This is a genomic window from Mesorhizobium sp. SEMIA396 (assembly GCF_024518615.1).
Lineage (GTDB): Bacteria > Pseudomonadota > Alphaproteobacteria > Rhizobiales > Rhizobiaceae > Mesorhizobium.
On the sequence record NZ_JANIFC010000017.1, the window covers coordinates 21,971 to 43,153 of the forward strand.

The 21,183-nt window shown below is 64.3% G+C and carries 16 protein-coding genes; 8 read left to right on the top strand and 8 right to left on the bottom strand.

The features are described 5' to 3' along the window. Positions 1-35 precede the first annotated feature (35 nt). On the top strand, positions 36-1,322 hold the full coding sequence (locus tag NP503_RS30335) for an FAD-binding oxidoreductase (protein WP_127268125.1): 1,287 nt from the start codon (positions 36-38) through the stop codon (positions 1,320-1,322). Between the two features lie 262 nt (positions 1,323-1,584). Then, positions 1,585-2,409, top strand: a complete 825-nt coding sequence (locus NP503_RS30340) for an SH3 domain-containing protein (protein ID WP_164748959.1) — start codon at positions 1,585-1,587, stop codon at positions 2,407-2,409. A 12-nt stretch (positions 2,410-2,421) separates the two neighbouring features. Here NP503_RS30340 and NP503_RS30345 read toward each other — a convergent pair whose 3' ends face one another. Continuing rightward, entirely contained in the window at positions 2,422-3,168 is a 747-nt protein-coding gene (locus NP503_RS30345; protein ID WP_127268127.1) for an SDR family oxidoreductase, read from the bottom strand. Between the two features lie 314 nt (positions 3,169-3,482). Here NP503_RS30345 and zwf point away from each other — a divergent pair, with 314 nt between their 5' ends. From zwf to edd, 3 genes are all read left to right on the top strand, one after another. Next, positions 3,483-4,952: a glucose-6-phosphate dehydrogenase gene (zwf, locus tag NP503_RS30350; RefSeq protein WP_127268128.1), complete on the top strand. Its 1,470-nt coding sequence runs from the start codon at positions 3,483-3,485 to the stop codon at positions 4,950-4,952. Beyond that, positions 4,934-5,650 (top strand): 6-phosphogluconolactonase, encoded by a 717-nt coding sequence (pgl, locus tag NP503_RS30355; protein ID WP_127268129.1) that lies wholly within the window; start codon positions 4,934-4,936, stop codon positions 5,648-5,650. The genes zwf and pgl overlap by 19 nt, the downstream gene beginning before the upstream one ends. A gap of 73 nt (positions 5,651-5,723) precedes the next feature. Continuing rightward, the gene (edd, locus tag NP503_RS30360; RefSeq protein ID WP_127268130.1) at positions 5,724-7,547 is read left to right on the top strand and encodes a phosphogluconate dehydratase; all 1,824 of its coding nucleotides are present in this window, start codon (positions 5,724-5,726) and stop codon (positions 7,545-7,547) included. Between the two features lie 68 nt (positions 7,548-7,615). On the opposite strand, the gene NP503_RS30365 is transcribed toward edd, so the two are convergent. The 4 genes from NP503_RS30365 to NP503_RS30380 form a co-directional block, all read right to left on the bottom strand. Continuing rightward, a complete protein-coding gene (locus tag NP503_RS30365) occupies positions 7,616-9,280 on the bottom strand; it encodes a VWA domain-containing protein (protein ID WP_127272341.1) in 1,665 nt (554 codons plus the stop codon). A gap of 369 nt (positions 9,281-9,649) precedes the next feature. Next, positions 9,650-10,648: a GlxA family transcriptional regulator gene (locus tag NP503_RS30370; protein WP_164748958.1), complete on the bottom strand. Its 999-nt coding sequence runs from the start codon at positions 10,646-10,648 to the stop codon at positions 9,650-9,652. A 20-nt stretch (positions 10,649-10,668) separates the two neighbouring features. Beyond that, positions 10,669-11,568, bottom strand: a complete 900-nt coding sequence (folD, locus tag NP503_RS30375) for a bifunctional methylenetetrahydrofolate dehydrogenase/methenyltetrahydrofolate cyclohydrolase FolD (protein WP_127269251.1) — start codon at positions 11,566-11,568, stop codon at positions 10,669-10,671. Positions 11,569-11,748: 180 nt separating this feature from the next. Continuing rightward, complete coding sequence (locus NP503_RS30380; protein WP_127269250.1) at positions 11,749-14,298, bottom strand: Wzz/FepE/Etk N-terminal domain-containing protein; 2,550 nt, start codon at positions 14,296-14,298, stop codon at positions 11,749-11,751. Positions 14,299-14,497: 199 nt separating this feature from the next. Between NP503_RS30380 and NP503_RS30385 the strand changes: the two genes are divergently transcribed. Beyond that, positions 14,498-15,793, top strand: coding sequence for a lipopolysaccharide biosynthesis protein (locus NP503_RS30385; protein WP_127272343.1), 1,296 nt, complete (start codon positions 14,498-14,500; stop codon positions 15,791-15,793). Here the strand turns inward: NP503_RS30385 and NP503_RS30390 are convergent. Genes NP503_RS30390 through NP503_RS30400 form a run of 3 tightly spaced genes read right to left on the bottom strand, consistent with a single transcriptional unit; the run spans position 15,790 to position 18,673 of the window. Then, positions 15,790-16,713, bottom strand: coding sequence for a DUF6492 family protein (locus NP503_RS30390; protein WP_127271449.1), 924 nt, complete (start codon positions 16,711-16,713; stop codon positions 15,790-15,792). The two genes, NP503_RS30385 and NP503_RS30390, sit on opposite strands and share 4 nt — an antisense overlap. Further along, positions 16,710-17,504, bottom strand: a complete 795-nt coding sequence (locus tag NP503_RS30395; protein WP_127271447.1) for a WecB/TagA/CpsF family glycosyltransferase — start codon at positions 17,502-17,504, stop codon at positions 16,710-16,712. The genes NP503_RS30390 and NP503_RS30395 overlap by 4 nt, the downstream gene beginning before the upstream one ends. After that, positions 17,501-18,673: a glycosyltransferase family 4 protein gene (locus NP503_RS30400; protein WP_127272679.1), complete on the bottom strand. Its 1,173-nt coding sequence runs from the start codon at positions 18,671-18,673 to the stop codon at positions 17,501-17,503. The genes NP503_RS30395 and NP503_RS30400 overlap by 4 nt, the downstream gene beginning before the upstream one ends. A 172-nt stretch (positions 18,674-18,845) precedes the next feature. On the opposite strand from NP503_RS30400, the gene NP503_RS30405 reads away from it, so the two are divergent. Together NP503_RS30405 and NP503_RS30410 are read left to right on the top strand one after the other, a co-directional pair. Then, positions 18,846-19,844 (top strand): glycosyltransferase family 2 protein, encoded by a 999-nt coding sequence (locus NP503_RS30405; RefSeq protein WP_127269839.1) that lies wholly within the window; start codon positions 18,846-18,848, stop codon positions 19,842-19,844. Beyond that, complete coding sequence (locus NP503_RS30410) at positions 19,813-21,159, top strand: O-antigen ligase (protein WP_127269837.1); 1,347 nt, start codon at positions 19,813-19,815, stop codon at positions 21,157-21,159. The genes NP503_RS30405 and NP503_RS30410 overlap by 32 nt, the downstream gene beginning before the upstream one ends. Positions 21,160-21,183: the final 24 nt, after the last annotated feature.

The window sequence follows — 21,183 nt, forward strand, 5'->3', positions numbered from 1 at the left end:
CCTATTCCCCTACTCCCCTACTCCCTGCGAGCATCATGCCTTACCAATCCCCAATTTCCCCCGGCCGTTCCTGGTACGAGGACACGGCGGGACCGAGGCCCGAATATCCCGGACTGGATGGCGACCGGACATGCGATGTCGTCATCATTGGTGGCGGCTTCACCGGGCTGTCGGCGGCGGCGCATCTGGCCAAGGCAGGCACCAATGTCGTGCTGATCGACGCGTACCGCTTCGGCGATGGCGCCTCCGGGCGCAATGGCGGGCAGCTCGGCACCGGCCAGCGCGCCTGGGCCGAGGACCTGGAATCCGAGTATGGCTTGGCCCGCGCCAAGGCGCTGTTTGATCTTGCCGAAGAGGCCAAGGCGCATCTCCTCGAATTCACTGCCGCCAACCAGATCGATATCGACTATATGCCGGGCCAGCTCTCGGTGGCGCACAAGCCCCGCTATGTCGACGACTACAAGGCGCATGCCGAGATCATGGCGAGCCGTTTTGCCTACCCGCATATCTCGTTCATGGATGCCAGGGAGACGGCGGAGCGGTTGGGCTCGACCGCCTATTTCGGCGGCACGCGCGACACCGGCACCGGCCACATCCATCCGATGAAGCTGGTGATCGGCACGGCGCGGGTGGCAGCGCTTGCAGGCGCGCAGCTGTTCGAGGGGACGCCGTCGACCGGCATCATGTCCAGTGGCGGCAAGGTCAAGGTTTCGACACCGAGAGGGACGGTGATGGCCCAGAAATGCCTGATAGCGGTCAACGCCTATGGCGGCACGCTCGAGCCGGTGAGTGCGGCGCACATCATGCCGATCGGTTCCTTCATCGGTGCGACCGTGCCTCTGGGAGCGCACTCGAACGTTTTGCCGGGCGGCGAGGCGGTCGACGATTCCCGCTTCGTCGTGCGCTATTTCCGCAGATCGAAGGACGGGCGGCTGCTGTTTGGCGGACGCGAGGTCTATGGCGTCAACGATCCCTGGGATATCCACATTCACATCCGCCGCCAGATCGCGGAACTCTATCCGGCGCTCGGGGATGTCGAGATCACGCATGGGTGGGGCGGCTATGTCGGCATCACTGTGCCGAGAAAGCCTTTCGTGCGCGAAGTGATGCCCAATGTGATCTCGGCCGGCGGCTATTCCGGCCACGGCGTCATGCTGTCGAACTATTTCGGTAAACTCTATGCTGAAACCGTTGCCGGCAACCGCGACCGGCTGAAGCTGATCGAGGATCTGAAAATCCCGCCGTTCCCCGGCGGTCGGCGCTTCCGCACGCCGCTGCTGTTCCTGGCGCTCAACTGGTTTGCGTTGAGGGACAGGATCTAGCCGACCGACCTGATGTAATATTGTAATATTCATTGTAACATTTGTTGCCCGTGCGACGCATTGCGCAATTTCCCGCAAAGGCGCAGAATCCCCTATAATGGCGTACTGATGCCACAATCGCAGGCGAAAGCTGCCGGTTCTGGGCGATTGTTCGGGGATTGTTGCGGGACTGCCCGCGTTGTTTTTGGGACCTATGCGGATCAGACGCCGGACTTCCGGCACCGACCGAGAGAACGTCGGCCCGCTTATGGAGGTGGCAAGAGTGAGAGAGCCCTTCAGTTTCGGTACGCCGGAACGTCGGCGCTTTGCCATGCAGTTCGGATACGATATGCGGCCGTCCTTCTGGCAGGAAGTCCGTTCGAACTCGCATCTGGTGATCGCCGCGATCGGCACCGCCGCGCTGCTTGGCGTCGCCGCCGTGGCGCTGTGGCTGGCATTGCCGGCCAGCGACAGACAAGCGGCAGCGAGCCCCGAGCAGACAATTCCAACGGTTCCGGTGAAGACGACGAAAATAACCCCGGTTGGGGCCGCGGTCGCCGCGGCAGCCGTGCCGCAGGCGCGCAAGTCCGACGCAATTCCAACAACCGTGGCGGCCGCGCAGGCCAACATCCCCGCACTCGCCGCCAATGACCCGCGCTGGACCGGTTCCCAGCCGAAGGACGCATCCGCGTCCGATTCGACCGCTCCCAAGGCAGCGGACAAGCAAGCGGCGGCATTCGCACAGCCGGCAGCCGCTACCGATGCTGCCACCGAACTTGCCAAGGTAGCCGCGCCCAACGCAGCCGCGGGCAACCACCCCGACGGCGCACAAACCGCCGCCATCCCCGCGGTGCAGCCGCAAGAGCCAGCGGCAGAGGGGGATGACAGCCAAGCCAAGGCGAAGCCGAGGAAAGCCGCAGCCGCCGGAACAGGGCGCATCCTGAGGGCCGTGACCATGCGAAGCGGCCCGAAGAAAAATGCCGCCGCCATCGGTACGGTGCCAGCCAAAACCTCGGTGCAGGTGAAGAGCTGCAAGCAATGGTGCCAGATCACCTACAACGGCAAGACCGGCTGGATCTACAAGAGTTACATCAAGACCGGCGCGTGACGCCTGGCACTTTCAGATGCAGCGGCCGCCATCGACCTCCAGCGCCACGCCGGTGATGAAGGCGGCCTCGTCCGAGGCCAGCCAGAGTGCGGCGTTGGCGATGTCGAGCGGCGTCGAAAGCCGGCCGAGCGGGATCGATGCGCGGAACTTCTCGCGGATTTCGGGCGTATCGGCGCCCATGAATTTCTCCAGCATGCCGGTCTCGCCGGCAACCGGGCAGAGGCAGTTGACGCGGATGTTCTTCGGCGCCAGTTCGACCGCCATCGACTTGGTGGCGGTGATCGCCCAGCCTTTCGACGCATTGTACCAGGTGAGGCCGGGGCGCGGCCGCAGACCCGCGGTGGAGGCCGTGGTCAGGATGACGCCGCCGCCCTGCCGCTCCATGATCGGCACCACGGCGAGTGCCGCGTGATAGATCGCCTTCATGTTGACTGATGTTATCAGGTCGAAGGTCTCCTCGTCGACATTGAGCATATCGCCGTTGCGATGGGTGTAGCCGGCATTGTTGACCATGATGTCGATGCGGCCGAAGGCGCTTTTGGCGGCATAGACCATCTCGTCGAATTCGGAGCGTAGCGAGACATCGGTCTGGGTCCAGATCGCCGCTTCTCCGATCTCGCCGGCGACGCGTTCCGCGCCCCTGGCGTTGAGGTCGGCGACAACGACCCTGGCACCCTCCTGCGCAAAGCGCCTGGCGATGCCCTCGCCAAAACCCGACGCAGCACCGGTGATGATCGCAACCTTGTTTTCCAGACGCATGTTTTTTCCGCTCACTATTGGTGACGATCAACGGGCACGTCATTGGCGCTCATCCGCGCAAAGCCACGGCTTCTGACTGGATTGGCCGAAAGATGTGGAGCCATCGCCGATTTCTCCTTTGGCTTTCGCGTCAATCCCGCTCTATGCTGCAACTGCGAAGGCTTCCGGAGCCGCGCCTTCGACAAGCCTCCGGGTCATCGGACTGTCAAGGGGCAGGCGCATACACCCAGATGTGACACCATGGCACTGGAAAATTTAAATCGATTAGATTATATCAGCCGCGTCACAGCGACCGGCGTCAAAGCGGACAGACCATGACCAGCCAGATCATCCCCGTCGAGCCTTTCGACTTCATCATTTTCGGCGGCACCGGCGATCTGTCGGAACGCAAGCTTCTGCCGTCGCTCTATTATCGCCAGCGCGACCATCAGTTTTCGGAGCCGACACGCATCATCGGCACATCGCGCTCGAAAATGAGCGACGAAGAATTCCAGGCCTTCGCCAAACAGGCGATCTCCGAGCACGTCAAACCGGCCGACATCGACGCCAAGGAACTGAAGACTTTCCTGGCGCGGCTGTCCTACGTCTCGGCCGATGCGACGAGCGGCGCCGGATTCGACAAGCTCAAGAAGGCGATCGGCGACAGCGACCGCATTCGAGCCTTCTACCTGGCGGTGGCGCCGGCGCTGTTCGGCGACATCTCGCACAAGCTGAAAGAGCACAATCTGATCACGCCGAACTCGCGCATCGTGCTGGAAAAGCCGATCGGCCGCGACCTCGATTCGGCACGCAAGCTCAACGACCTGGTCGGCGACGACTTCCACGAAAGCCAGATCTTCCGCATCGACCATTATCTCGGCAAGGAGACGGTGCAGAACCTGATGGCGCTGCGCTTCGCCAACGCGCTCTACGAGCCGTTGTGGAATTCAGCCCACATCGACCATGTCCAGATCACCGTGGCCGAGACCGTCGGCCTGGAAGACCGCGTCACCTATTACGACAAGGCCGGCGCGCTGCGCGACATGGTGCAGAACCATATGCTGCAGCTGCTGTGCCTCGTCGCCATGGAAGCGCCATCGTCGATGGATGCCGACGCCGTGCGCGACGAAAAGCTGAAGGTGCTGCGGGCACTGAAGCGCATCAACGGCAACGAGGCGCCAAAGCACACCGTGCGCGGGCAGTATCGCGCCGGGGCTTCGGCCGGCGGACCGGTGAAAGGCTATGTCGAGGAACTCGGCAAGGACAGCAACACCGAAACCTTCGTCGCCATCAAGGCCGAGATCGGCAATTGGCGCTGGTCGGGCGTTCCGTTCTATCTCCGCACCGGCAAGCGGCTGGCGACGCGGGTTTCGGAAATCATCATCGAATTCAAGCCGATCCCGCATTCGATCTTCGGCGACAGCGCCGGACCGATCTTCGCCAACCAGCTGGTCATCCGGCTACAGCCCGACGAAGGCGTCAAGCAGTTCATCATGATCAAGGATCCGGGTCCGGGCGGCATGCGGCTGCGCCAGATCTCGCTCGACATGAGTTTTGCGCAGTCCTTCGACGGCCGCGCACCGGACGCCTATGAGCGGCTGATCATGGACGTCATCCGTGGCAACCAGACCCTGTTCATGCGCCGTGACGAAGTCGAGGCGGCGTGGAAATGGATCGACCCGATCCAGAATGCCTGGGAAAGTGCCAGGCAGGAGGCGCAGGGCTACACGGCGGGCACCTGGGGGCCATCGGCCTCGATAGCACTGATCGAGCGTGACGGGCGGACATGGCACGAGAGCAATTGAACAGCGCCGCCTACAGCTGGAACGGCTTCGCCGGGCGCCAGGAACTGGCGGCCGCCCTTGCAGATCATGCTGCAGGCAGACTGACCAAGGCGATCGCCGAGCGCGGCACGGGGTTGCTCGCCGTCTCCGGCGGCACCACGCCGGCAAAATTCTTCGCCGCCCTTTCAGCGATACCCATCGCCTGGGACAAGGTGATCGTGACGCTGGTCGACGAGCGTTTCGTGCCGGCCTCCTCGCCACGCTCCAATGCCGGGCTGGTGACCGCCAATCTGTTGCAGAACGCGGCCAAGGCGGCTCGTTTCGTGCCGCTCTATCACGAAGCCACCAGCATCGAGGATGCGGCCTCGTCCGATGATGCAGCGCTCCGGTCCTTGCCATGGCCGCTCGATGTCGTCGTGCTCGGCATGGGGCCGGACGGCCACACCGCCTCGTTCTTTCCCGATGCCGACGATCTGGCGACGCTGCTCGACCCGTCTTCCGACAGGATCGTGCTGCCGGTTCATGCGGCAAGTGCGGGCGAGCCGCGGCTGACCCTGTCGCTGGCGCGCATCGTCGAAGCCGGCTTCATCGCGCTGCACATAGAGGGTGAGGACAAGCGTATCGCCTTCGACGGCGCGGTGGCGCCCGGGCCGCGAAAGCCAATCCGTGCCGTGCTCGACGCAGCGCATAAGCCCGTAGAGGTTTTCTGGGCCCCCTGAATCTCGATTTACTCTGGTCCCGGCAAACGGCGGGAGGATGTTTCCGGGACCTCGCCTGAAAGGACCGACCGCCATGACCGCCAGACGCGACATCGAAGCCATCACCGAACGCATCCGCCAGCGCTCAAAGCCAGGCCGCGAGCGTTATCTCGGCCGCATCGCCGAGGCATCGAACCGCACCGCCAACCGGGCTGTGCTGTCGTGCGGCAATCTCGCCCACGGCTTTGCGGTGTGCAGCCCCTCGGAAAAGCTCGCGCTGGGCGCCGACAAGGTGCCGAACCTCGGCATCATCACCTCCTACAACGACATGCTGTCGGCGCATCAGCCGTTCGAGACCTTCCCCGCGCTGATCAAGGACGCGGCGCGCGAAGCCGGCGGCATTGCCCAGGTGGCCGGCGGCGTGCCGGCCATGTGCGACGGCGTCACCCAGGGCCAGCCCGGCATGGAGTTGTCGCTGTTTTCGCGCGACGTGATCGCCATGGCCGCCGCGATCGGCCTGTCGCACAACATGTTCGACGCCGCCGTCTATCTCGGCGTCTGCGACAAGATCGTGCCGGGGCTGGTCATCGCGGCACTCACCTTCGGCCATCTGCCGGCGGTGTTCATTCCGGCCGGACCGATGACGACCGGCCTGCCCAATGACGAGAAGGCCAAGGTCCGCCAGCTCTACGCCGAGGGCAAGGCCGGGCGCGCCGAACTGCTGGAAGCCGAGTCCAAATCCTATCATGGGCCGGGCACCTGCACCTTCTACGGCACGGCGAATTCCAACCAGATGCTGATGGAGATCATGGGCCTGCACACGCCGGGCGCTTCCTTCGTCAACCCCGGCACGCCGCTGCGCGAGGCGCTGACCCGCGAGGCGACGAAGCGGGCGCTGGCGATCACCGCGCTCGGCAACGCCTATACGCCTGTCGGCCGGATGATCGACGAGCGCTCGATCGTCAACGGCATCGTCGGCCTGCACGCCACCGGCGGCTCGACCAATCACACCATCCACCTGATCGCCATGGCGGCGGCGGCCGGCATAGCCATCACCTGGCAGGATATTTCCGACCTTTCGGAAGCCGTGCCGCTGCTGGCGCGGGTCTATCCGAACGGCCTCGCCGACGTGAACCATTTCCACGCCGCCGGCGGGCTCGGCTTCCTGATCCGCGAACTGCTCGACGAAGGCATCCTGCATGAGGATGTGCAGACGGTGTGGGGCGAAGGCCTGCGGCCCTATGCGGTCGAGGCAAAGCTCGGCGCCGACGGCAGCGTGGTGCGCGAGGCCTCGCCGAAGGCAAGCGGCGACGAAAAAGTGCTGGCGCCGTTCAACAAGGCATTCCAGGCGACCGGCGGCCTGAAGGTGCTGTCAGGCAATCTCGGCCACGCCGTCATCAAGACTTCCGCGGTGAAGCCGGAGCGGCGTATCATCGAGGCGCCGGCCAGGGTCTTCGACAGCCAGCAAGGGCTGAACGATGCGTTCAAGGCAGGCACGCTGACCGGTGATTTCATCGCCGTCATCCGCTTCCAGGGGCCGAAGGCCAATGGCATGCCGGAACTGCACAAGCTGACCACCGTGCTCGGCATCCTGCAGGATCGCGGCCAGCGCGTCGCGCTGGTCACCGACGGGCGCATGTCGGGCGCCTCCGGCAAGGTGCCGGCGGCGATCCATGTGACGCCGGAAGCGGTCGAGGAGGGTCCTATCGCCAGGATCCACGAAGGCGACATCATCCGGCTCGACGCCGAAGCCGGCACACTCGAAGTCCTGGTGCCGGCCGGGGAGTTCGCCTTGCGCCGGACGGCGGATGCCGATCTTATCGGCAACGAGTTCGGCTTCGGCCGCGAACTGTTTGCCGGCTTCCGGCAATTGGTCGGCCGCGCCGACCATGGCGCCAGCGCCTTCGGCACCGCTTGACGGCAGTTCTGCGTCGTTCATGAAAAAGGGCGGCACATGGCCGCCCTCTTGCGGTTGTGCATACGATTCTATTGCACGGTTAGCTCGGCTCGCTCGCCGGCCTTGACCGTCACGTTGCCTTCTTTCGAACTGTTGTCGGATTTCTCCGAAACCACGGCGTAGTCGCCCGCCGGGATCGCTGCCTGATACTTCTGGTCGAATGCATAGCCAAGCGACTTGCGGTTGCCGTTGATGTCCTTCTTGGCCTCGAAAATCTCGATCTTCGAGGCTCCGGGCGCGGTGATCGCCAGCACGCCGGCATTCATTGCGACCTTCAGATCCTGAAATTCGCCCACCTTGACGGTGAACGGCTGCTCGACGACGGCGAGATCAACCGTCGCAATCAACACATAGTCATCGGGCGGCAGATCGAATTTGCTGTCGGGTCCGTAGGCATAGGTCACCTCGTCCCTGGTTCCATCGATCTTCTTTTTTGCCTTGAGCACCTTGAAGCCGATGCCTGAACCGTCCGCCTTGTCGCCGCCCGCAGCATAGTAAGCATTGGCAACGACATGGCCAACACCGGCAACCATGTCCTTTTCCACGGTCTTGCCGGCAGCCAGCGGAATCGTCTCGGTAGCCACGCCCTGCCCGATCGTGACAGTCACCTTCTGGTCGCCGGCCGGCAACACGGCTTTCGTCGTCCCATAGAAGGTGGCGGGCATGTCGGCACCAGGATAGTCGATGACGACAGCCGCGCCATCGACGACATCCGCCCCCTCGCTCGGTCGCGGATGGATGATGAGCGTGCCGGCATTCAAGTTGAAGAGAGGCTTGTAGACCTGGCCTGCCTCGATCTTGACCTTCTGCTCGGTCTTCGCCTGGCCGTCACTGGCCACGACGATATAGTCGCCCAGTTCCAGATTGGCCTTGTAGGCGCCGTATTCGGTGCTGACGTAGTCGCCGCGCGTACCGTCGGGTTTCGCCTTGTAGATTTCCCAGGCGTTGCCGTCGGTGACGGGATCGCCGCCCTCGGCAAGCACTGCTATCGGCTGGAAATTGAAGTCCGGTTTGGCCAGCTCCGGTGCGGGCGCTGGCTCCGGTGCCGGAGCGGGTGCCGGTTCCGGCACCGGCGCCGCCACGGTCTCGGCAAGCGCCTCCTGCAGCGCCTTCTCGTCGGAGGCCTGGATGTATTTGCCGCCGGTGTTGTCGGCGAGGCAGGCGATCTGCCGGCCCTCATCGGCGGTCAGGCCGAAACCGACGACATCGGCGGTGAAGTCGACGCCGGATGCCTCGAGCTCCTTGCCAAGCGCGCAAGGGTCGCCGCCGCATGTTTCGAGCCCGTCGGTGATGAGCACGACGGTCGCCTTGTCCTCGGTGTATTTCAGCGCCTCGGCCGCCTGTTTGACCGCCGCCGTCAGCGGCGTCTTGCCGAGGAATTTCAGGCTGTCGGCAGCGGCCGAAATGGCGCTGCCCGAACCTGCCTGCGGCGGCACGATCAGCTGGATGTCGTCGCAGCTGCCCTTTTCACGGTGGCCATAGGCCATAAAGCCGATGTCGTCGTCGGTGGGGACCGATTGAAGCACGGTTCGAAGCGACTCTCGGGCGATTTCGAGCTTGGGCTTGCCGTCGATCTGCGCCCACATCGAGCCGGACGCATCGAGAATGATGATGACCTTGTTTGCGGCGAAGCCGAAGGTCGTCATCGACAAAAGGAGGATCGCCGCAGCGACGCCCCGTGCAAGTCCCGCCATCGAAATCTCCTAAATCCGCCCCTGATCCGGGCGGCAAGCTATTTGACGCGGCGCCGGGACACAAGTCCGGGCAGCCAGGTGCGTCGGGCCCGAACCCAGCTTAACAAAAGTCGTGATGACAGCCAGTTCGGGGTGTCGGCAGTGCCGATGGCTTTCCATGATAGGAATTTTTTCTTGACTGGATGCACTCAGCTATGGTACATTTTTGCCCATGGTGCTGATTTGCGCCGGTGACCCGCCGCTCAGGCGGGTTTTTCGTTTGATGCACCCAGCCTACGCGCCGGCGAAGGCTCCGAAGGAACCCGTTACCCGAATTCGCTACCCTGGCCCGATGCGCCGGGGCGCCGAACTTTTCAGCGGAAGCGGAATTCAGTAAGTCGTGCGGCGCTCTTCCGAGGGCGGCCTGCCGAATTGCAGCCGGTAGCTTTGGGCGAAGTAGGAATGCGAGGTGAAGCCGGTCGCTATCGCCACATCGAGGATCGGCATGTTGGTCTGGCGCAGCAGTTCGCGCGCCCGCTCCAGCCGCAACCGCATGTAATAACGGCCGGGCGTGACGCTGAGATGGCGCAGAAACAGGCGCTCGACCTGACGCACCGACAGACCGGCGGATTTGGCCAGCTGCACCGCCGACAGCGGCTCGTCGAGGTGGTCGGCCATCAGTTCGACGATGCGTCTGAGCTTCTCCGACTTGCCGGTCAGGTCGCGTTCCGGGCCGACGCGCTGGCGGTCGCCGGCCGAGCGGATGCGTTCGTGCTGGAACTGGTTGGCGACGCCATTGGCGAGGTTCGAGCCGAAATCGCCGCGCACGATCTCCAGCATCAGGTCGATCGAAGTGGTGCCGCCGGCGCAGGTGTAGCGCTTGCGGTCGATCTCGAAGACATTGCCGGTGCAGTTGATATCGGGGAAGCGTTCGACGAAGCCGGCGCGATTTTCCCAATGGATGGTGCAGCGATAGCCTTCGAGCTGGCCGGCCTCGGCCAGCAGGTAGGAGCCGACCGACAGGGCACCCAGCGCATTGCCGCGCCGGCCCCAGCTGCGCAGTGCCGCCAGCACCTTGCTCTTGCCGGGAAATTCCGTCGTCAGCCCGACCGAGACGAAAAGGATATCGACCGGCGGCAGGTCGGCAACGGCGTAGTCGATCTTGAGCGGCAGGCCATTGGAAGCCATCACCGGATCGCCATCGGCCGACACCGTCGTCCAACCGTAGAAGTCGCGGCCAAGCAACCGGTTCGCCGACCGGAACGTATCGATCGCGGCAGCCAGCGAGAACATGGAGAACTTGTCTACCAGCAGGAATGCGAACTGCCGCCCGCCTTGAACGGGGTCCGTGATGACCGGCCGTTCTGAGGGAACACTGGGGTTCGGCAAAGCTGCGGCTTTCTGGCGGGTCAGAAGGACGGCCGTTTCAATCCGGCCGCTAGGTAGGCCGAGGCTAACGTATTGGCCATCAGCATGGCAATGGTCATCGGCCCGACACCGCCGGGAACCGGCGTGATGGCGCCGGCGGCCTTAGCCGCTTCGGCATAGGCGACATCGCCGACGAGGCGGGACTTGCCCTCGCCCTTTTCCGGCGCCGGAATGCGGTTGATGCCGACATCGATGACGGTGGCGCCGGGCTTCACCCAATCACCCCTGATCATCTCCGGCCTGCCGACGGCCGCGACAAGGATATCGGCGGTGCGGGCCAAGGCGGGCAGATCCCTGGTGCGGCTGTGGGCGATGGTGACGGTGCAGTTGGCGGCAAGCAGCAGGTTGGCCATCGGCTTGCCGACGATGTTGGAGCGGCCGACGACGACGGCGTTGAGGCCGGACAGGTCCTTGCCGCGCACCCGCTCGATCAGAAGCATAGAGCCGGCCGGCGTGCAAGGCACGAAGGCTGTCTCGAGTTCACCGGTGCCGAGCTTGCCGACATTGATGAAATGGAAGCCGTCGACATCCTTTTCCGGCGCGATGGTCTGGATGATCTTGCCGGCGTCGATATGGGCCGGCAGCGGAAGCTGCACGAGGATGCCGTTGATGGCCGGATCGGCGTTGAGATCGCCGATGATCTTCAGCAACGCCGGTTCCGAGGTTTCGGCCGGCAGCGTGTGCTGGACGGAATGAAAGCCGCATTCCTTGGCGGTGCGCGACTTGGACGCGACATAGACCTGGCTGGCCGGGTCCTCGCCGACGATAACCACGGCAAGACCCGGCTTGGCCTGGCCCTTGGCGACAAGCTCAGCCGTCAGGGTCTTGACCGACCCCACAACGTCGCCGGCAACGCTCTTGCCATCAATCACTTCGGCCATGGACTACCCTCAACACCAGAATGCCCAAGCGCGTCGCTTGCGGAAGCGACGCGCTTTTCGATCTTTCACAGCGTGGCATTTTCACGAAAATTCCAACATGCAATCCCGCCAAAGCGCCGTCCCATGCCGTTTACGCGAAACCGGCATGTTTTTGTACGGCACAGCGCAGATTTTTGTGGCTCAGAAGTAGCGACGCCGCACGCGGCTCTCGGTCAGTTCGCGAACCGCTTCGCGGAATTCGCGCAGGCTGGCGCGGATTTCCTCGATTGGCGCTTGCTGCTCGGCATCCTCCGCGGCCCGCGACGGCTCCGCCGATCGCTGATGAGGCTGAGGCGCCTGCTGCTGCGGGAGGGACGGCTGTGGATAGGACTCGGAAGCAGGCTGAGCCGGATCGGGCTGCAGCCCGGCATTGGCGGCCGGCATCGATTGCGGATAGGGATAGGCCGGCGGCTGTGCGTAGCCCAATGGCTGCGCGTAGGGATAGAGCTGCGGCCCGGAATATGGCCGCTGCTGCACCATGGGAGGCGGCAGTGGCGGCTGCGCCGTCTGCTGCGGATGGCCGCCGGGCTGGAAAGGCCGCGACGGGTATGCTGCCGCGGCCGCCTGCCGAGGCTCGAAGGCCGGCGCCGACTGGGGGTAAGCGGAGTATTGCGGATCCTGCATCGGCTTCGCGTTTTCGGCAGAGGCCCATTCAACGGTATCGAACGGCTCCTCCCGGGACGGCCTGCGTGAGACGGACTTGTGCAGCCTCGACAGCAAGGCACCGATCCGGCCGGAACCTTCGGCCGGCGAGACCTCGGCTTGCTGGACAGGCGATGGCGAGCCAGGCGGTGGTGATGCAGGCGGGGGTGTCGATGGCTGCGGCGCTGGTGGTTGTGGCGGCGCCGGCGGCGGCGCTGACCGATATGCCTTGTCTTCGTAAGGCGTCCGGTGTTCGTCCGTGCCATGGTCGCGACGCGAGCGCGAATTGGCAGTGTCACGCAGGCTCTCATAGGCGCCACGCATGGCTCCGAGGCCAATGCCGGAGGCGAAACCCAGCAACAGGCCGGCGAGCGCGACCACGACCCGCGACGGCCCGTTCGGCTCGAGCGGCGCGAAGGCCTTCGAGATCACATTGATGTTGGCTGTGTTGATGTCCTTCTGCTCGCCGGTCTCCTTGGCGCGCAGCAGATACTGTTCGTAGACGGAACGCTTGGCGGTCGCCTCGCGCTCCAGTTCGCGCATCGACACAAGGTCGCTGTTGACGTCACCGCTGCGGACCTTCAGCTGCGCCAGGCGAGAGGCAAGATCCTGTTCGAGCTGGACCGCGCGCTTGAGGTCGACCTGCAGCGACGAGCCGATGCGGCGCAGCTCCGAGGCGATGCGGTCGCGTGCGCCGGCAAGCTGGGCATTGAGCGCCTGGAGTTCGGGATGACGCGGGCCGAACCGAATGGCAGCGCGGTCAGCCTCCTGCTTGAGCGATGCATATTGCGAACGCAGATCGCTCATCGAGTTGGAGTTGATCTCCTCCGGCAAGGTACCGGTGAGAACCGAATTGACGTCGACCGAACGCGCCGAGGCCGCCCGGGCATTCAGCTCCAGCGTGCGGGCGCGGGCAACCGACAGCTGCTCGTTGAGTTTCAGCATTTCGTCATCGCTGATGAGGTGGCCCTGCGCATCGACGAGATCATGGGTAGCCCTGAAATCCTCGACCTTGCGCTCGGCCGCCTCGACCCCTTTGCGCAACTCGTCAAGCCTGGCCGTCAGTTCGTCGGTGGCGCGGCCTGCCGTGTCCGACTGTATCTGGCCGAAGGTCTGCAGGAAGACATCCGTCATCGTGTTGGCGATGAGGGCCGATTTCTCGCCATTCTGCGTGGTGGCGCTGACGGTGATGACGAAGGTCTTGCCGCCGCGCTCGACCGAAAGGCTCTCGGCCAGATTGCCGACAGCAAGTGCACGGCGGCGGGTGTCGTCGACACCCCCCGGCCCGTCATTGCGCGACAGGACGGAGCGGATGAGCGACATGACGCTGAGGCCGCCGCCGCCTTGCCCATTGAATTCCGGATCGTTGACCAGATTGAGCTTGTCGACGACCTTGTTGAGAACGGTGCCTGAGGTCAGCACCCGAACCTGGTTCTCGACGATGGCCAGCGTGGCATCGGAAGCGACGACCGACTGGGTGAGGTCACGATCGGTGAGCTTCAGGTCGCGCGGGTCGACGATCAGTTCGGTGGTGGCCTCATATTTCTTCGGCGTCGACAGCGCGATGGCAAGGCCGAGCGCGGCACCCAGTATTGTCGTCGTCACGATCAGCAGCTTCGACTTGCCGACACCGCGCACGACCTGCATCGGATCGATCAGCGGCTTCCACTGCTGGCTGTCCCTGCCGTCGTTTCGGGATACCGACGCGTCGCCTGCAGCGTAAGGTTCCGATGCATGATCGGCGCGCCGGGCGCCGGCGGTTTCGGCGGCACCAATTTGTGTCCGTGGCGTCGTTTGCGCGCGATATGATGACGAAGCTTGCTCATGATCCCCGTCGGTCACGACCGGATCCGACAGTTTCGGGTTGCGCGCCTCGCGCTGCGAACGGGCGAGGCGATGACGCGTGGCGGCATCCTCGCGCCATGACGGGTCTGCCCGGTCGCCTATCGAGACCAGGGACGCGTCGGGTTCGTCGCCGCGCACAGCCTGGCCAAGCGCCAGCAATGAGCGCTCGCGCTTCCAGTCCTCGCGGTTTTCCCTGTCGACCATCGTCTTGAACTTTACCTTTGGCGACCTGCAAACGGCGCTTGGCCATTCGTTAAGCCACGCTAAACAGGCATGGAAAACAAAAGGTTAATTTTCCCGCACCGAAGCGTCGGTTTCTCGCTTCGGTTGCATCTATTTTCGACACAGGCTTAAGCCTCCAGAACGGCACGTTAAGTTTTCCCGCCTAGGCTCTCCTTGAGAAATGACGCAGGCCAGTGACATACCGCAAAGGCGGCCCCTCGCCCGGATCGGCAGCTTTTTGGCCGAACGACGGGGGCTGCTTCGCGACTATTTCTCGGCGATCAGCGGCGCCGGCGGGCGACTGGTGTTTTCGCTGGCCTATTTCATCGCGCTGGCCAACACGCTGTCCATTTCCGAATTCGGCATGTTCGCCACCGCTTCGGCGGCCGGTGTCATGCTGTCGCGCATCCTCGCCTTCGGTTTCATCTCGGCGCTCTACCGCACCGCCACCATCCGCCCCAATCTGATCGGCACCTTTTCCGCCGGCTTCCTGCTGCTCGGCGTGCTGTCGCTGCCGCTGCTGGCCGCGGCCTCGTTCGGCGTCTACCTGCTTTTCTTCGCCGACACCGTGCCGCTGTCGGTGTTTGCGGCAATCGTCTTTGCCGAAGCGCTGCTGTGGCGGCCGGTCGAGGTGGCGCTGATCGTCAACAATGGCCTGGGCAAATTCGGCCGCGCCGCGCTGCTGGCTATCCTGGCGACCGCGTTGCGGGCGCTTGGCGCGGTGCTGTTCATGTTCTCTGCGCATCACAGCGTCTGGATATGGTCGTGGTTCTATATCGGCGCCAATGCCGCCTCGCTGCTGATTGCCTTCGGCTTCTTCTACCCCCGCCAGCGGTTGCGGCTGCGCATCGAGCTCTATCTCAGGCGATTGGCCGATTCTGTCTACGTGGCCGGCGCCGAAGTGCTGTTCTACCTGCAGATGGAGTTCGACAAGCTGCTGGTGCTGGCGATCGGCGGCCCGCATCTGGCTGGCATCTACGCCATCATTATGCGGCTGGTAGACCTGACCGCCATTCCGATCCGCACCTTCTCGATGATGCTGGTGCAGCGCATGATGCGCGCACCGGAACTGTTGTCACGGCTGGCGGTCAAGAGCGGCATCGAAGGCGGTGTGTTCGCGGTCTCCACGGCAGCGCTGCTGACGCTTGGCATCGTGCTGCATTTCTTCCCCAATGCGCTCGGCAAGAATGTCGCCGAGGCCGCGCCGCTGGTCGTGCTGGCGATCTGCGTGCCTGGCTTGCGCAATCTGGTCGAATATCAGGCCGAGCTTTTGTTCGCGCGCGGCCAGACGCTGGTGCGGGCGCTCAATCTCGGTCTGCTCGCCGCACTGAAGGCGCTGCTTTTGACCTATGTGCTGACGACCATCCTCGACACGCCGAACCTGGTGCTGTCGCTCAATGTCGTCTTCCTGCTTTTGTATCTCGCCTCGACGCTGCTCACCTATTCGGCGATGCGTAAACCGGCAAAGCCCATCTAATCCAGCCCGGTCAAACGGCGGATACGGCCGATATCGGTGCCGATGAAGGATTGCATGCCGATCGCCACCTGCTCCGGCGCCATGGCGGCAACGAAGCGGCGGAACTCGTCGTCCGACAGCGCCTCGCCGGTCCAGTGCACCCGGCAGAACTCCTCCGAACCGTGGAAGTGGCCGGCACCCTGTAGCAAATCGTCGACATAGCGGCCGTAGATCATGCATTCGGAGAATTTGCGCGCCGAGCCGACGACCTCGACCCAGTTGCGACCATGGACCTTCTCGATCTCGCCGCACATGGCCAGCACGGTGTCGCGCCGCCAGGCGATCAGCGTCGAGATGTAGTCGTGGACCGATGTCCGGGACGGATCGATGCCGAGTGCCGACCCCGCGTTGCGCGACCAGATGCGATGCTCCTCATGACCTTCGTCCGCCAGCACGCCGTCGCGGCGGAACAGCCGCGCCTTGCCGTCGCGCCAGAAGGCGGCGCAGTCGAAAGGTTTGAGGAAGGCAACATCGGAATCGCAGAAGATCAGCACATCTTGAGATGCATGCGCCGAGATGGCGATGCGACGCAATTGCTGCACGTGCCAGCCACGCAGCGGCTGGGTCTTCAGGCTGAGCCAGACGCGCCGGCGAAACAGGCTGAGCGGATCATCAAATGCGTGCAGCCAGCGCGGCAGCAATTCACGCTCGTCGACGACCGTGCGGCGGCCGGTTTCCAATTGGCGAAACAGCCTGACGTCGCGATGTTCGACCAGGATGTAATGGTGCGCCGCGCCCGAAACGTGGCGATCAAGTGTCTCGCACAGCAGGCGGCAGCGCTCGAAGTCGGGCGCGTAGCTTGCCGTCACGATGGCCGCCGTCGGTGTCTGCCGCAGCGGGCCTGGCTCGACAGCGGTGCCTGGCACGAACCTGCTGTTCACTTGACATCCTCCGCGGCTTCGGGCGCAAGCGAGAATTTCTGCCTGACGACGCGCAGCAGGAACAGTGGGTTGCCGACCACATAACGGCGCCACAGGCGGCTCGGTTCGACAGCCAACCGGAACAGCCATTCGAGCCGCAGCCGGCGCATCCACAAGGGCGCGCGGGGCACCGCGCCGCTCAGGAAATCAAGCAACGCGCCGACGGCGATCGGCAGCGTGCAGTGGCGCGCGTCGATGTGGCGTTCGATCCACAATTCCTGGCGCGGCACGCCCATGGCGACGAGCAGCACGTCGGGCCGAAGCGCGGCGATCCGGTCGACGATTTCCTGCTCCTGCGAAGCGGGGAAATAGCCGTCATGGATCACCACGAACCGGTGCTGCACCGCCAAGGCGGCCAGCTTGACCGACGCCGCTTCGGCATTGACACGCGTCGCGCCGAGCAGCCCAACGGTCAGCGGCGTCGTCGAGGCCTGCAGGAAGGCCGGGACGAAATCGGTGCCGTTGAGATTGTCGGGAAACGGCGCCCCGTAGAGGAGCCTCGCCGCCAGATCGATACCGATGCCGTCGGGCAGGATGAGGAAATCATCGAGTGCCCCGGCGAACACCGGGTCGGTATAGGCGATGTTGGCGTTGTGGGCGTTGAGGAAACTGACCTTGGTGAAGCGCCGCTCGGCAATCAACCGGTTCAGCAGGGCGATGGCATCGTTCCAGCGGACCGCAACCACCGGGATGCCAAGGATCGTCATCAGCTTGTCGAGCCCGAACGCAGCGCGGGCGGAATGCATGTTCATGCAAACGCCTCCTGCCTGGCAGGCTCAAGCTCTTCGAGGCCGAGCCGGATGGCAGCGTCGAGCGCCTTGACCTGCGAGCCCCGGAACGCGCTGCCGTCGACGTCGCGGATGTCGGCCGCCGCAGCCTCGAGAGCCCTGGCGAAGGCGACGGGATCGTCGGTGACGACGCAGTTGGCCGGACGGTGGTCGATGCCGCGCAGCGAACGGCTCGTGGCGACCGAAGGCAGGCCGAGTTCGAACGTTTCGATGGTCTTCAACTGGACGCCGCTGCCCGCGGTGCTGATCAGCGGAATGACGGCAGCACCGCGCACGAAAGCCTGCGCGTCGGGCACGCGGCCGACAAGTTCGACACCCGGATGCTTCGAGGCGACGCCCGAAGGCATGTGGCCTGCGATGCGGATGCGGAAATCGGGCCGCAGATGCGGCACCACCTTGTCCAGGAACCAGTCGAGGCCGATGCGGTTCGGCTGCCAGGTCCAGGTGCCGATCAGGGCCGCGTCGCAGTCGATGCGGCGCGGGCCTTTCAGGGTTGGCGCCTGGGCACCGGTCACCAGCGGCAGCACCGCCGAGCGGTTGTCGGAGGCGACACCGAGTGCGGCGCGGTCTTCCTCGGCCAGGGTGAAGACGAAGCGCGCCCGGCGGCAGACACGCTCTTCGACGGCCTTGAGCAACCTCGCCTCACGACGAAACAGCAGGCGCTGGAAGAGGCTGCCGGCGGCAGCGGCGTTCTCCCGCGCCGAAAGATACTCGACATTGTGGGCAACGAAGATCGAAGGCCGCTCGGTGAACAGCTTTTCGAAGGCGCCGGCGAACTGCACGGAATTCAGCACGTAGCCGTCAACCGGTCCAGCTTGCTCGATGGCAGCGAGAACATCGCTGTCGGACACGGCGCGCAGCTTGACCGAGGCGAAGGTGAGGCCCGAAAGCAGCGCCTTGCCGACCCAGGCCAGCTTCTGCCGCGCGGAGGCATTGTCCGTGCGCACGTCGATGGCACCCAGCACCACGGTGTTTTCGGGGTCGGCCGCGGGTTTCCCCGGCCAGGTGAAACCAATGACGGTTACGCGCACGCCAGCGCGCCGCAGGGCGGCGATGATCGCAGCGTTTGCGATCTCGTAGCCCGAGGCGAGAGCACCGTCGGGCACGATCGATGTGGCGAACAGTAGATGCATCTCACCTATCCAGTGGTGTAGCCGGTAGCAAAGCGCGGTGAACCCTTGATTAAGCGAGCACATTCGACGGCCGAAAGCCTCTGCTTGCAGGCGTTCTCCGTGCAAGGTGATTAACGAAACCTTATCAACCGCGGTGCTACCAGAGCCCAACTCACCATGTGGCTGGACACGGATGATCCCTTTGCCATCGGACGGTTCGGTATCGGTCGCGGGACGCACGCCGCGGCTTGACGTCGAGGCCGTCGAAGCCGTCGTCACCTTGCCGACCTTCAAGCGTCCCGAGCAGGTGCTGGAAACGCTGGCGTCGCTGCGAGCGCAGCAAACCGGCAGGCGCTTTGCCGTGATCGTCATGGAGAACGAAGCCGAGGCGCGGGCCGGCGCCAAGGCAGCGCTGCCGCTGTTCGAGCGGGGCGAAATGTCGGGCCTGGTCATCATCGCGCATGAGCGCGGCAATTGCAGCGCCTACAATGCCGGCTGGCAGACAGCCATCCTGCAATTCCCGAACTTCAGGCATCTGCTGGTCATCGACGATGACGAGATCGCCGATCCGCAGTGGCTGGAACGGATGTGCCGGGCTGCCGAAACGCTCAGTGCCGATATTGTCGGCGGCCCGCAGGTGCCCGTGTTTGCCGACCCCGCCCATGCGCGATGGGCCGAGCATCCGGTGTTCGCGCCGCCTTATCGGGCAACCGGGCGGGTGCCGGCGCTCTATTCGTCCGGCAATCTTCTGGTCGGGCGCAACGTGCTGATCGCCATGGGTCCACCCTTTCTCGATCTCAGATTCAACTTCATGGGCGGCGGCGATTCCGACTTTCTCAGCCGGTCGGCGCAAAAGGGCTTTGTGCTGGGCTGGTGCGCCGAGGCCAAGGTGCATGAAACCGTCCCGGCCCGGCGTATCGAAGCCGACTGGATCCGGGCCCGCAGCCTGCGCAACGGTGTCATCTCGACACTGGTCGAAAAGAAGAAGCGCGCCGGCACACCGCTGGCCGGCGCCAAGGTGTTGCTGAAGAGCCTGGCACTGCTTGCCGCCTCGCCGCTTCGCGGCCTGATCCGGCTGGCGCGGACCGGATCGCCTGATATCGCCATCTACCCTGTCCATGTGGCGCTGGGCCGCGTGCTGGCCGAATTCGGATATGCCAATGAGCAATATCGCCAGCCTGAGAAAAACTGAGCGCGCGCCGCTCAGCGCCGCGTTCACGCGCGAAGGCGTGGCCACCGCCATTGCCGCGCTGCTGTTGACCGTCATCATGGTGTCCTTCCGGCCGTTCCAGCCGGGCGGCGCAGAACTCGCCGGTCAAGGCGGCGACATCGTCAACCAGCTTGGCTTCGGTTCGCTCGGCGCCATGTCGATCTTCTCGCTGATGGCCTTTGCCGATCCGCGTGTGGTGCGCTCGCTGCTCAGCCCGTCCTGGATGCTGATGCTGGGCTTCTTTTTCCTCTCGGTGATCCTGTCGACCGATCCGCCTTCGGCCATGCGCGCCGCCTCCTTCACCCTGATCGGCATCCTGACGATGGCGACGATCCTGGTGCTGCCTCGCGACGCCGAAGCCTTCTCGAAGGTGATCATCTTCACCGCCGTCGTGGTCATGGGCCTTTCCTATCTCGGGCTCATCGTTTTTCCGCATGAGGCGATGCACACCGCCGACTCGCAGGAGCCTGAGCATGCCGGCCTGTGGCGCGGCGTGTTCACCCACAAGAACATCGCCGGGCCGATCATGGCCTGCCTCAGCTTCGCGGGCCTCTATCTCTACCGGCGCGGACAGCGCTACTGGGGTGCCGGGATCTTCTTCGCTGCGATGATCTTCATGCTGCACACCGGCTCCAAGACGACAGCCGGCCTGGTGCCGTTCTCGATCCTGATCGTCATGTTCCCGAGCCTGATCGGCATGCGGCTCGGCACGCCGATCCTGTTTGCGCTGGCGATCGTCGCGACAGCGGTCGGCACGCTGGGCATCGTATTCCTGCCGCCGATAAAACATCTCGCGGCGATCTATTTCCCGGACATGACCTATACGGGCCGCACGACGCTGTGGGAGTTCGCCGGCAGCATGCTCGCGAAGAAGCCATGGACCGGTTACGGCTATGAGAGCTTCTGGGGCACGCCCTTGCTGCTCAACCAGGACCAGCCCTTCGACCGGCCGTGGGACATCCGGACCATCGTGCACGGCCATGACGGCTACCTCGACATCGCCGTGCTGATGGGCATTCCGGCACTCTGCGTGGCGGTCTACACTTTCCTCATCGCGCCGCTGCGCGACTACATGCGCATTCCGTTGCGCAGGGAAAACATTTTTCTCGGTGACTTCTTCATGATGGTGGTGCTGTTCACGGCGCTGAACGCTTTTCTCGAAAGCTTCTTCTTCCATCGCGGCGACCCGGTCTGGCTGTTCTTCGTGCTCGGCGTATTTGGCCTCAGGCAAGTCTCGCTGCGGCCGATGGCAGTGCGCGATCCCGATCGCGGCTCGCGATCTTTCCGTTCCTCCTGACGGGGGCTTCCCCGGGGAAGCGCC

Bases quoted from the DNA above. Each gene is read 5' to 3' on its own strand.
- edd (WP_127268130.1), top strand. From the start codon at position 5,724: ATGACCGCCAGACGCGACATCGAAGCCATCACCGAACGCATCCGCCAG.
- NP503_RS30380 (WP_127269250.1), bottom strand. From the start codon at position 14,298: ATGGTCGACAGGGAAAACCGCGAGGACTGGAAGCGCGAGCGCTCATTG.
- NP503_RS30400 (WP_127272679.1), bottom strand. From the start codon at position 18,673: ATGCATCTACTGTTCGCCACATCGATCGTGCCCGACGGTGCTCTCGCC.
- NP503_RS30410 (WP_127269837.1), top strand. From the start codon at position 19,813: ATGAGCAATATCGCCAGCCTGAGAAAAACTGAGCGCGCGCCGCTCAGC.
- NP503_RS30335 (WP_127268125.1), top strand. From the start codon at position 36: ATGCCTTACCAATCCCCAATTTCCCCCGGCCGTTCCTGGTACGAGGAC.
- folD (WP_127269251.1), bottom strand. From the start codon at position 11,568: ATGGCCGAAGTGATTGATGGCAAGAGCGTTGCCGGCGACGTTGTGGGG.
- NP503_RS30405 (WP_127269839.1), top strand. From the start codon at position 18,846: ATGATCCCTTTGCCATCGGACGGTTCGGTATCGGTCGCGGGACGCACG.
- NP503_RS30345 (WP_127268127.1), bottom strand. From the start codon at position 3,168: ATGCGTCTGGAAAACAAGGTTGCGATCATCACCGGTGCTGCGTCGGGT.
- NP503_RS30395 (WP_127271447.1), bottom strand. From the start codon at position 17,504: ATGAACATGCATTCCGCCCGCGCTGCGTTCGGGCTCGACAAGCTGATG.
- pgl (WP_127268129.1), top strand. From the start codon at position 4,934: ATGGCACGAGAGCAATTGAACAGCGCCGCCTACAGCTGGAACGGCTTC.
- NP503_RS30365 (WP_127272341.1), bottom strand. From the start codon at position 9,280: ATGGCGGGACTTGCACGGGGCGTCGCTGCGGCGATCCTCCTTTTGTCG.
- NP503_RS30385 (WP_127272343.1), top strand. From the start codon at position 14,498: ATGACGCAGGCCAGTGACATACCGCAAAGGCGGCCCCTCGCCCGGATC.
- zwf (WP_127268128.1), top strand. From the start codon at position 3,483: ATGACCAGCCAGATCATCCCCGTCGAGCCTTTCGACTTCATCATTTTC.